We start from the raw sequence: 12,492 nt of genomic DNA on the forward strand, positions 1-12,492 counted from the left end.
CTATAATTACAATCTTAATAGTTTATGAGAGCTTAGTAAACTGAATAATTAATATAAAAAATAATTTTAGTAATAATACAGTTATTGGTTATTTTAAATTCATAGATATAGTGATAAGATGAATTGTATAGGCTATTACCTAATTCCAAATTTGGAAGAGGATTGCTGCTTATTTTATTCGTTAAATTAACTTAATAACTAAGGTAAAGAAATGGCTATTCAAACTATATCTACTAAACCTTTTGAAAATCAAAAACCAGGAACATCTGGTTTGCGTAACAAAGTTACTGCTTTTCAGCAACCAGGATATTTAGAGAATTTTGTACAATCTATATTTAACTCTTTGGATGATATACAAGGCAAGACTCTAGTTGTTGGTGGTGATGGTAGGTACTATAATGATGTAGCCGTACAAATTATTGTTAGAATGGCTGCGGCTAATGGGTTTGGTAAAATTATAGTTGGCCAAAATGGTATCTTTTCTACTCCAGCTGTCAGCTGTGTTATCAGAAAGTATCAAGCTTTTGGTGGTATTGTACTATCAGCTAGCCATAATCCAGGTGGTCCAAAAGGAGACTTTGGTATCAAATATAATGTTTCTAATGGTGGTCCAGCACCTGAGAAAATTACAGATAAAATCTTCTCAGAAACTAAGAAGATTGACCAATACTTGATAAGTGATGCGCCTAAAGATAGTGTTAATTTAAATAAGATAGGCACATACAAAATTGAAAATACAACGGTCGAGGTTATTAATTCAGTGATTGATTATGCTGAGTTAATGCAACAAATATTTGATTTTGATAAGATTCGTGGACTATTTGCAAATGGCTTTAAGGTACGTTTTGACTCTATGAGTGCAGTATCTGGTCCTTATGCAAAATATATTTTTGAGACTCTTTTGCAAGCTCCAGCTGGTACAGTTGTCAATGCTGAACCACTTGAGGATTTTGGTGGCTTTCATCCAGATCCAAATCCTGTCAATGCTGAAGATTTAGTCAAGCATATGCGTAGTGGTAAGTATGATTTCGGCGCAGCTTCAGATGGAGATGCTGATAGAAATATGATTGTTGGTAAACAAATAGATGTGTCGCCTTCAGACAGTTTAGCAATTATGGCTGCAAATGCGCATCTTATACCAGCGTATTCAAAAGGAATTAAAGGTGTTGCTAGATCAATGCCTACATCAACAGCAGTTGACAGGGTGGCAGAGTCATTAGGTCTACCTTGTTTTGAGACTCCAACAGGATGGAAATTCTTTGGTAATTTATTAGATGCTCAGAAAATCACACTGTGTGGTGAAGAGAGTTATGGAACAGGTTCAGATCACATCCGTGAGAAAGATGGAGTTTGGGCAGTATTATACTGGTTGAATTTAGTTGCTGCAACAGGCAAGCAGGTTGATCAATTGGTTGAGGAGCATTGGCAAAAATTTGGTCGTAACTTCTATTCAAGACATGATTATGAAGCTATAGATACTGTGATTGCTAACTCTATCATGAGTTCTTTAAGAGATAAATTATCTAGTCTTGCAGAAACGCAATTAAATGGTGAGAAAGTGGCTAAAGCAGATGATTTTAGTTATACAGATCCAATAGATGGTTCAGTTTCTAACCATCAAGGAATAAGAATTATTTTTGAAGATGGCTCTCGAATTGTGTTTAGGTTGTCAGGCACAGGAACGCAGGGAGCTACTTTACGTATATATTTAGAAAAATATGAGTCTGATTGTTCTAAATTTAATACACCTACACAACAAGCTTTAGCTAGTCTGATAAATATTGCTGGAGATTTAACCAATATCAAATCTCTGACAGGAATGACTGAACCAACTGTAGTAACTTAATTTAAAAATGTATTAACACTAAGGAGTTAATTATCATGGATAATCATAATTCATCATCACATCAATTATATAAAAAAGCGATGGCGCTAGTATTAGCTGGTGGGCGTGGCTCTCGTTTATATAATCTAACCGACACTAGAGCTAAACCAGCTGTTTATTTTGGTGGTAAGTTTAGAATTGTAGACTTTGCTCTATCAAATTGTTTAAACTCTGGTATCAGAAGAATCGGTGTGGTTACACAGTATAAATCACACTCGTTACTTCGTCATATCCAACGTGGTTGGGGCTTCTTACGCGGTGAGTTAAATGAGTTTATAGACTTATTACCAGCTCAACAAAGGGTCGATGAAGAGAGTTGGTATCGTGGTACTGCCGATGCTGTGTACCAAAACATTGATATTTTACGCTCTTATGGTCCGGAGTATGTTATAGTTTTAGCTGGCGATCATATATATAAAATGGATTACTCAGTAATGCTAAGAGACCATGCTCAAAGTGGTTATAAGTGTACTGTAGGATGTGTTGAGATTGCTGAAGAAGAAGCATATGCATTTGGTATTATGGGTATTAACGAAGATCGTGAAATTACAAGTTTCATCGAAAAACCTAAGAAAAATGCACCAACAATTCCTGGTACTACTGATAGATGTTATGCGAGTATGGGTATATATATATTCAATTCTGACTATTTGTATGATTTACTTGAAGAAGATATCGCAAACAAAGAGTCAAGCCATGACTTTGGTAAAGATATAATCCCAAGAGTGGTTAGTGAAAATCAAGCTTTAGCTCATCCATTTAGTATGTCATGTGTGCCTAGAGGAGAGGGTATTGAGCCTTATTGGAGAGATGTTGGTACTATAGATGCATTCTGGGAAGCTAACCTTGACTTGGCAGCTAATATGCCTGAGTTGAATATCTATGATAAAGACTGGCCTGTGTGGACAGCTCAAGAGCAACTTCCTCCAGCTAAATTTGTTCCAGATAGAAAGGGTAATCATGGTGTGATTACAAATACTTTGACATCTGGAGGATGTATCGTGCTTGGTTCACAGATTTCTAAATCTCTGATGTTCTCAAAAGTTAGAGTCTCAGCTGGTTGTGAGATTGATCAGTGTGTGATAATGCCTGAGGTAGTAGTAGGTGAAAATTGTCGTCTGAAAAAGGTTGTGATTGATAAAGGTTGTGATATCCCAGCTGGTATGGTTATTGGTGAAAACCCAAAAGAAGATGCTAAGAATTTCTACAGAACTGATAAAGGTGTAGTATTAGTAACTAAAAAAATGATAGATGAACTAAAAGAAAAATAAGAGAAGCTTATGCGCGTTTTACATGTATGTAGTGAATTATATCCAATTCTAAAAACAGGAGGTCTTGCGGATGTTACAGCTGCCTTGCCTCCTGCGTTAGCTAGTTTTGGAGTTGATAGTAGGGTTCTAGTTCCAGGATTTCCAGCATTTATGAATGCTATTAAGGATAAACAGCTTTTGATTAATATCCCTTCTCGTTTTGGTGCAGAAGAGATAAACATATTTTTAGCTAAGATTCCTAATACTAAAATCGACATATATGTAATAGATGCGCCTAGTCTATTTGCTCGTCCAGGTAATCCGTATGCAGATAGTAGTAATCAAGCTTATGCAGATAATTATCTTAGATTTGCTTTATTGGGCTGGGTAGCGGCGAGAATTTCCGAAGGCTTAGATGCTAAGTGGAAACCAGAAGTTGTTCATAGTCATGATTGGCATGCTGGATTAGTACCTGCTTATATCAAAGCAAGTGAGTTAGCATCTGGCAAAAAAGCTGTAAAAACGGTGTTCACTGTGCATAATCTTGCTTATCAAGGTCTTTTCCCAATGAGTGTTTTTGCGGAGTTAGATTTACCAGGTATATTCTTGAGTATGAATGGTTTAGAGTTCTATGGTCAAGTATCTTTTATGAAGGCAGGTCTATACTTTGCTGATAAGATTACCACAGTAAGTCCTACATATGCTAAAGAGATTCAGTCTTATGAGCAGGGATGTGGGTTAGAAGGACTACTTGCAGATCGTCATAATGATCTGTATGGAGTACTTAATGGCGTAGATCCTCATGTATGGAATCCTAAAAAAGATACTCTTATAGAAGCTAACTATTCAGTTACTACAGCGAATGTTGGTAAAGCAAAATGTAAAACAGCTCTACAGGCAATGACTGGACTTGCGAAAAAAGAGGATGCAGTAGTTTTTGGAATTGTAACACGCTTAACTGAGCAAAAAGGCCTAAACCTTTTAATTGAAGCAATAGGTGAAATCACTAGTAGAGGTGGTCAAGTTGTTTTGTTAGGAAGTGGTGATAAAGCTTTAGAAGAAGCGTTTTTAGCAGCCGCTAAGAAATCTCCTAAATCAATAGCTGTACAAATCGGTTATGATGAAGAGCAAGCACATCGTATAATTGCTGGTTCTGATGTGATAATGGTACCATCTCGTTTTGAGCCTTGTGGATTAACACAATTATATGGTCTGACTTATGGAACTTTACCTTTAGTACATAAAGTTGGTGGTCTAGCAGATACCGTTACAGATTCTTCATTGGAGAATTTAGCTGATGGTACGGCTACAGGGTTTGTTTTTGATGAGTTTAGTGTAGAGTCTCTAACTTTAGCAATTCGTCGAGCATTTGCATTATATAATCGTAAAGCAGACTGGAAGAAGGTTAGAAAAACTGCAATGCAACAAAAAGTAGATTGGAATGCAGCTGCTGATAAAATACATCAAATTTATTCTCAATTAGTTTAATAAGCTTTCAAAAAAATCAAAAAATCAATATTTTTTTTACCAAAAAAAATACTTAAATGATATTATAATTTTTAATGTAATTATTTTTTATCAATGAATTATTATCAAAGGTTTCTAAAAAAATGGATAACAAAAATCAAATCAAGCTTTTTTTACAAGATGCTTTAGGATGTGATATAGCTAAAGCAAGTGATCAAGATCTATATTATGCTCTATTATCTTATGTTAAAGAGCAAACAGAAAAACTACCAACGCCTGATTTCAAAAAGAAAATATATTATATATCTAGTGAATTTTTGATCGGTAGAATGCTAGCAAATAATCTTATAAATTTTGGAATTTATAATGATGTTAAAGAGCTATTTGAGGCTAATGGTAAAGATATTGCTTTGATAGAAGAGTGCGAGCCAGAGCCTTCTCTAGGTAATGGTGGTTTAGGTAGATTAGCAGCGTGCTTTTTAGATTCAATAGCATCATTAGCTATTCCTGCAACGGGTGTTAGTTTGAACTATCATTATGGTTTATTTAAGCAAAAATTCAAAAAGAACCTACAAAAAGAAACACCAAATCCATGGATAGAAGACAAAGGTTGGCTTAATAAGAGAAAAGCTGCTTATAAGATTGATTTCAATGGTTTTAGTATACAATCTCAGATGTATGATATTGAGATGGTTGGTTATCAAAATAATTTTGTTAATAAGTTATGTTTATTTGATGCTGAGAGTGTTGACTCTAGTATCGTTAAAAAAGGTATATCTTTTGATAAAACAGCTATCGAAAAGAATGTTACGCTTTTCTTATATCCAGATGATAGCGATGAAGCAGGACATTTATTAAGAATTTTCCAACAGTATTTCATGGTAAGTAATGCGGTGCATTTAGTCTTTGCTGATATGGATGATAAAGGCTACTCAATTGAGAAGCTTCATGAGCATGCAACTATTCAAATTAATGATACTCATCCAACTTTAGTGATTCCTGAGCTTGTACGTCAGCTTATGGCTAGAGGTATATCTATAGATGCAGCTATCGAAATAGTTAAGAAAACAGTAGCGTATACTAACCATACTATCCTAGCTGAAGCGCTAGAGAAATGGCCTCTAAGATATCTTAAAAAAGTACTAACTCAAGAGTTAATCGATATTATTAGATATTTAGATGCTAAAGTTAAGCTTGAGCATATTGATGAGAAGTTATCTATCATTGATGATCAAAGTATTGTACATATGGCTCATATGAGTATTCATTATAGCTTTAGTGTGAATGGTGTAGCAGCACTTCATACAGAGATTCTTAAAAATGATGAATTGAAGCATTTTAATGATATTTATCCAAATAAATTTAATAATAAGACTAATGGTATAACATTTAGAAGATGGTTATTACAATCTAACCCTGAGTTAACTAAATACTTAGAAAGTGTTATCGGCGATAGTTTCAAAACTAAAGCTACAGATTTAGAAAAACTTCTAAAATTTGATAATGATGATACTTTAAAAGCTCTTGAAGATATCAAAAAGGTTAAAAAAGCACAATTTATTAAATTTGCTAAAGAGCATTATGGTGTAGAGCTTATCAAAGATGGAATATTTGATGTGCAAATCAAGCGTATCCATGAATATAAGCGTCAACAAATGAATGCTTTGTATATAATCCATAGATATTTACAGATTAAATCAGGTAAGCTTAAGCCTGCAAGAGCTGTTAACTTTATTTTCGGTGGTAAGGCAGCTCCGGCTTATATTATAGCTAAGGATATTATTCATTTAATCCTATGCTTACAAGAGCTTATCAATAATGATTCTGATGTGAATAAGTACATGAGAGTATTGTTTGTTGAGAACTATAATGTAAGTGTTGCTGAGAAGTTAATCCCTGCTGCTGATATCTCTGAGCAAATATCTCTAGCATCAAAAGAAGCTAGTGGTACAGGTAACATGAAGTTTATGCTAAATGGTGCTATTACATTAGGAACTATGGATGGTGCTAACGTTGAGATTGCTGAGCTAGTTGGACAGGATAATATCTACACTTTTGGTAAGGATAGTGACACTATTATCAATCTATACAAGACTAGTGGTTATATTTCTAAAGATTACTATAAGCAGCCTGCGATCAAGCCAATTGTAGATTTTATAGTCTCTAAAAAACTTGTTAAGCTTGGTAAGAAATCTAACTTAAAAGAGTTGTATAACGAGTTACTTAATAAGGACTGGTTTATGACTTTGATAGATCTTGTAGAGTATGCAAAAGTTAAAGATCAAATGATCAAAGATTATGAAAATCGTAAAGAATGGATGTCTATGGCTTTAGTAAATATTGCAAAAGCTGGGTTCTTCAGTTCAGATAGAACTATTGCTGACTATAATAGAGATATCTGGAAGATTTAATTTAAAATGTGATTTCGCTACTTGTTTTGCAAGTAATAGCGACATACTTTTTCCATAGCAGAAAAAGTATGCAAAACTATCTAGCATTCTGCTCTCGCTATGTTGTAAACTAACGACAGTTACAAAACTCACTTAAGCACAGACAGTTGTAACTGTTAGAACATTAATTTACAACAGCTTGTCGCAATGTGCATTTTGTTTATGATGTAGAGAGAGTATATGAAAAAATCTGGATTATTATTAGCTATCTCAAGTTTACCAAGTCAATTTGGTATTGGTGATTTGGGTAAAAGTGCTTATGAATTTGTTGATATCCTAAAACAAGCAAATACTAAGATTTGGCAGGTATTACCACTTACGCCACTAGGCTTTGGTAATTCACCATATCAGTCAAGCTCTTCTTTTGCAGGAGATGAAATTTATATTAGCTTAGAAAAACTAGCAGATTATGGTTTGCTTGAAGAATCATCTCTTAAGAATCTAAATGCAAACTCTAACAAAGTTGAATATGAACTTGTTCGTAATTTCAAAGATAAATATCTTGAAGAAGCATTTAGTAATTTTCAAAGCTCAAAAGATAAGTTTGAACAAGAATATAATGATTTTATAGCTCAAAACACTTGGGTTAAAAATTATGCTATTTTTAAAGCCTTTAGAAAGGCAAATGATAACCAAGCTTGGAATTTTTGGCCGCAAGAATATAAAAACTGGATCAAAGAGAAAGCTATAGAATTGGATCAATTTCAACAAGAGATAGATTACCAAATATTTTTACAGTTTATCTTTTATAAACAGTGGTTTGAGCTAAGAGGGTATGCTAATAAAAATAATATTGAAATAATGGGTGATTTGCCTATCTATCTTGGTTTTGACTCTGCTGATGTATGGGAGCATCAAGAAATATTTTTATTAGATGAGAATCAAAATCCTAGTTATGTCGCAGGAGTTCCACCTGACTTTTTCTCAGAAACTGGTCAGCTATGGGGCAACCCTTTATATGATTGGGATAAGCTCAAAGAAACAAACTTTGATTTTTGGATAGATCGATTAAATGGTAACTTCAAACTATTTGATATTGTCAGGATTGATCATTTTAGAGCTTTTGATACATATTGGAAGATACCTGCAGGTGAAAAAACTGCTATAAATGGTGAATGGATAGAAGCTCCTGGTTATGATTTCTTTGATACAGTCTATAAGCGTATTCCAGATGCTAATATTATTGCGGAAGATTTAGGAGATTTACGCCCTGAAGTGCTTGAGTTGCGTGATCACTACAAGTTAAAAGGTATGAAGGTTTTTCCTTTCCACTTTGATCTGAAGACTGGTAGCTTTATTGATGATGCAAATATTGTTGCTTACTCTGGAACGCATGACAACAATACGCTCAAAGGTTGGTATTTTGATGAGCTAAATAGATACCAAAGAAAGCTGTTAAAGAAATATTTCAAAGCTAATGATAAAAATATTTTTAAAAAAATTATTAAGTATTTACTAAATTGTGATGCTGAATATGTGATTTTACCAGTCCAGGATGTTTTAGAGTTGGATAGTCATGCTAGACTAAATACTCCTGGTACTGTGGGTGAACCCAATTGGCAATGGAAGTTGGCTGATTTAAATAAGCTTATTATAAAGACATAATGTTTGTATAACGAAATGCGAAAATCTTTATGTAATTAAAAAGAATTTCTCTTTAATATTTATTTTTGATAAGATAAAACTTTCTAAAATTTAGTCTTATTAATTTATTAAAGAGGATATTTATGTATAAAAGTAAATCAACGAAGTATTTATTATCATTACTTTTTGCGATAGTTTTATTAATACCAAATTTAACTTTTGCAGATAATTTAAACACTACAACATCTATTGATAGTAAAGCGACATTTTCTCCTTACTCACCTAATCATGTATTAATAGATAGCCAAGCTTTTTATGATAACTTAAAATTAGTGCAACAACTATTTCCTCAAGATTTAAAGATATTGATAGTTATGAAGTCTAATGCTTATGGTTATGGTATTTTGAATTTGGTAGATGCTGCTAAAAAAGCAGGTATTAAATATTATGGAGTAACAGAAAATTCAGAAATGTTTGATCTATATAAAAGTAATGTTAATGCTACTATTATGAGGCTTAGAGAAGCAACGTTAGATGAAATTGAAGATGTTGCTAAAAATCCTCAACAATATGGTCAAATTGTTGAAATGACTGGTAATTATAATCTTGCTAAACAAATGGATGAAATAGCAGAAAAATATAATATGGTTATTCCTATTAATATAAATTTAAATTCTGCAGGTATGGGACGTAATGGCGTTGACCTTGATTCAGAAGAAGGTAAACAAGAGTTAAAAAATATTTTAGGTCTGAAAAATTTAAAAATTGTTGGAATAATGAGTCATTTCCCGAATGCTGGAGATAAGGATTTAACAAGTTCAAAAATAGCAATTAAGAAATTTGAGCAACAAGCAAACTGGGTTATACAGGAAGGTAAGTTAAATAGAGATGAACTGTTATTACATATGGCTGCAACATCAGCAGCATTAAGAATGTCAGAATCTCATTTTGATATGATTAGAGTAGGTTCTTTAATTTATGGTGAGAAAACAGAAAAAGAATCACCAAAAGATTTAAAACCTTTAATGTCATTTAAGAGTCATGTAGCTGCAAAAATGCATTTCTCAAAGGGAGATACTATTGGTTATGGTAGTAAGGCTATATTGGATAAAGATTCTGTCTTAGCAAATATTCCTTTTGGTAAAGTTAATGGTGTTCCTTATGATTTAAAGCAAGTTTTGATTGGTGGTAAAAGATTTAATACTATTGGTGCGATGTCAATGAATACTACAATGGTTGACATAACAGGTTATGAGAACGATATTAATCTAAATGATGAGGTCGTAATTCTTGGGAAACAAGTGGGTAAGCTTGGAGCAGATGAGATAACAACTCAAGAGATAATTGATAACGCTGGATTGAAGAGTTTGTCTATGCAAAATTATTTTATGGGAAATCTTAATTATTTAATTAGAGAGCAATTGTCTTAAATTCTTTGAAATGATGTAGAAATAAATCGCTTAAATTTAATAAAAGTAATCTATCTCTTTGAGATGGTTGAAAAAATAGCATCTAAAAATACTTATAAAATATTGTAGAATAATGGTTCACTAAATTAGCAATGGAAGTTGGTTGATTTTGATAATCTAATATCGCAGGTGAATGGCTACAAACACAAATTGTAAAGTCATTTGTGAGGTAGCCTTTTATTACTACATTATATCTAATGGAGATTTAAAGTTACCTTTGTTTAGCTCTTTTACTATGTGAGTATAAATCATCGTAGTACTTACATCCTTATGACCAAGTAGTTCTTGTATTGTTCTAATATCGATGCCATTTTGAAGTAGATGGGTTGCGAATGAGTGCCTAAAAGTATGGGCAGTTACATGCTTATTTATATTAGATTTTCTTACAGCTGATTGTATATTTCTGCTAAAAGTTCTATCTAGTATATGAAATCTCATTCTAGTTTTTTTATCTAGTGTCAGTGTTGTTGTTTTCATAGGAAATAGATATTGCCATTGAAATTTATATTTTGCATTTGGGTATTTAGAGGATAGATTATTTGGCATTTCAACTTCTCCAAATCCATCAGCTAAATCTTTGTTGTGAATGTTCTGTACATATTGCATGTGCATTTGTAAATCTTCTATTATAGATTTAGGCAAGGGAACTATTCTATCCTTTAATCCTTTGCTATCGATTATATAGATATTACCCATAGCAAAATCAATATCTTTGATTCTCAATCTTAATAACTCGTGCATTCTGAGGCCTGCTCCATATAGCAATGAGAGCATTATTTTATATACACCAGACATATTGAATATTACTAGCTTAACTTCTTCCATAGATAGAACTGTAGGCATCCTTTCACGCTGTTTGGCTCTTAACGCATTAATGTTTTGATCTTTTAATGATATTTGTAAAACTTGCTCATATAAAAACAATATAGCATTAAAAGCTTGGTTTTGGGTGGTTGCAGCCACATTTTTATGGGTTGTTAGGTGTGTGAGAAATGCTTCTATTTCTAACTTGCCCATATCTTTGGGGTGCTTTTTATCATGAAAGTATATGTATCTTTTAATCCAAGAAATATATGTTTGCTCTGTTTTGTAACTATAGTGTTTTAGTCTGATCTTATCTCTAATAATATCTAATAGTTTTTTCTGTTTAGGCATTTTATGTTTTAATGATTATATTTTGCGTAAATAACAACATATCTATACTTAAACTGTCTATCTATCGTGTATTTAATGTGTTTAGTGATTCTTTTTATGGCTAATTGTTTGAAATAATAATGATATGTGATTATGATTGGTGTATTAATAATTGTTATGCCAATTTAAAGAGTAGAGCTCATGCAAGATAGAATGGAAGAGTCCAGAAGGCGCGAAGAAGCTAAGAAGGAAAATGAGTATTTAGATGCAAGAGAGCGCGAATTATCTCGGTATAGAGAAATTATCGAGCATCAGGAGCGTGAGCTTGATGCTTATCGGTCTCGCTTAAAAGAAGAGCAAATAGAAAAAGAAAGAGAGCTAAGAAAAGAATTTGAAGAAAGAGAGAAGTTCTTTGTTGACCGAGAAAGAAAGTTGTTAGATCGGCAGAAGAATTTTGAAAAGCATTTTCATATGAGAGAGGCTGAAGTTGCTGAACTTCGTCATCGATTAGAAAATGAAGTGGCCCAACGCGAAGCCGACTTGAAAAAAGCTGCTATGGAATTACAGCAAGAAAAGGAAAGGCTAACCGAAGAAGGCAGAAAAAAGTTAGAGCAAACATCGAGAGATTACGTTGCCGATGCTTTAGAGGCATTGGGTAGCAAAGAGTCCAAATTTCATACTATATCTAAAATATGGAGTGGCATTGGTGCAGGGGCTATGGTAATCGGCTTCGCATTATTTGTGGTAATCACATTCACTACAAATATCGATGACTTAAAGGATGTATCATGGCCATTTCTAATCTTTACTTTATTCAAGGGGATTATCGCAGTTGGTCTACTTCTGGGGGTTGCCAAATACTCTTATTTGTTTAGTAGCTCATATATGCAGGAGTCACTTAAAAATGCCGATAGAAGGCATGCCATTAATTTTGGCAAATTTTACCTTGAATCTTATGGCTCTACCGCCAATTGGTCAGAAGTTAAAGAAGCATTCGAACACTGGAATATCACGGGTATAAATGCATTTAGCAAACAGGAAAGCCCAACGGTAGACGCTGGAGCATTAGAGAAAGCACTAGAAATTATTGAAAAAGCAGGAAAATCTGCATTGAAAGTTTCGGAAAGTGCGAAAAAGGCATAACAAAGTGCTGCTAGGGACAAACCTACGCTGCGCTCCGGTTTGCCCCAGAGCACGGCGTTACCATCATCAAAATTTATAAAAAAATAATTATGAGTATAAAACAACACTAT

General features: G+C 33.3%; 8 protein-coding genes. 7 read left to right on the forward strand and 1 reads right to left on the reverse strand.

Annotated features, from left to right (window positions below):
- Nucleotides 1-211: 211 nt before the first annotated feature.
- The 6 genes from ACKTR7_RS07720 (at nucleotide 212) to alr (ending at nucleotide 10,066) form a co-directional block, all read left to right on the forward strand.
- Nucleotides 212-1,846, forward strand: coding sequence for an alpha-D-glucose phosphate-specific phosphoglucomutase (locus tag ACKTR7_RS07720; protein ID WP_407877763.1), 1,635 nt, complete (start codon nucleotides 212-214; stop codon nucleotides 1,844-1,846).
- Between the two features lie 35 nt (nucleotides 1,847-1,881).
- Nucleotides 1,882-3,156 carry a glucose-1-phosphate adenylyltransferase gene (gene glgC / locus ACKTR7_RS07725; protein ID WP_407877764.1) on the forward strand — a complete coding sequence of 425 codons (1,275 nt, stop codon included), beginning with the start codon at nucleotides 1,882-1,884 and terminating at the stop codon, nucleotides 3,154-3,156.
- Between the two features lie 9 nt (nucleotides 3,157-3,165).
- On the forward strand, nucleotides 3,166-4,623 hold the full coding sequence (gene glgA / locus ACKTR7_RS07730; RefSeq protein WP_407877765.1) for a glycogen synthase GlgA: 1,458 nt from the start codon (nucleotides 3,166-3,168) through the stop codon (nucleotides 4,621-4,623).
- 122 nt (nucleotides 4,624-4,745) lie between these two features.
- Nucleotides 4,746-7,013, forward strand: a complete 2,268-nt coding sequence (gene glgP / locus ACKTR7_RS07735) for a glycogen/starch/alpha-glucan family phosphorylase (protein WP_222830975.1) — start codon at nucleotides 4,746-4,748, stop codon at nucleotides 7,011-7,013.
- Nucleotides 7,014-7,232: 219 nt separating this feature from the next.
- On the forward strand, nucleotides 7,233-8,657 hold the full coding sequence (gene malQ, locus ACKTR7_RS07740) for a 4-alpha-glucanotransferase (protein ID WP_407877766.1): 1,425 nt from the start codon (nucleotides 7,233-7,235) through the stop codon (nucleotides 8,655-8,657).
- A 122-nt stretch (nucleotides 8,658-8,779) separates the two neighbouring features.
- The gene (gene alr / locus ACKTR7_RS07745) at nucleotides 8,780-10,066 is read left to right on the forward strand and encodes an alanine racemase (protein ID WP_407877767.1); all 1,287 of its coding nucleotides are present in this window, start codon (nucleotides 8,780-8,782) and stop codon (nucleotides 10,064-10,066) included.
- A 222-nt stretch (nucleotides 10,067-10,288) separates the two neighbouring features.
- On the opposite strand, the gene ACKTR7_RS07750 is transcribed toward alr, so the two are convergent.
- Nucleotides 10,289-11,260 carry an integron integrase gene (locus ACKTR7_RS07750; RefSeq protein WP_369841977.1) on the reverse strand — a complete coding sequence of 324 codons (972 nt, stop codon included), beginning with the start codon at nucleotides 11,258-11,260 and terminating at the stop codon, nucleotides 10,289-10,291.
- A gap of 180 nt (nucleotides 11,261-11,440) precedes the next feature.
- Between ACKTR7_RS07750 and ACKTR7_RS07755 the strand changes: the two genes are divergently transcribed.
- Complete coding sequence (locus tag ACKTR7_RS07755) at nucleotides 11,441-12,382, forward strand: hypothetical protein (RefSeq protein WP_407877768.1); 942 nt, start codon at nucleotides 11,441-11,443, stop codon at nucleotides 12,380-12,382.
- Nucleotides 12,383-12,492: the final 110 nt, after the last annotated feature.

The organism is Francisella sciaenopsi (assembly GCF_045862875.1).
GTDB classification, from domain to species: domain Bacteria; phylum Pseudomonadota; class Gammaproteobacteria; order Francisellales; family Francisellaceae; genus Francisella; species Francisella sciaenopsi.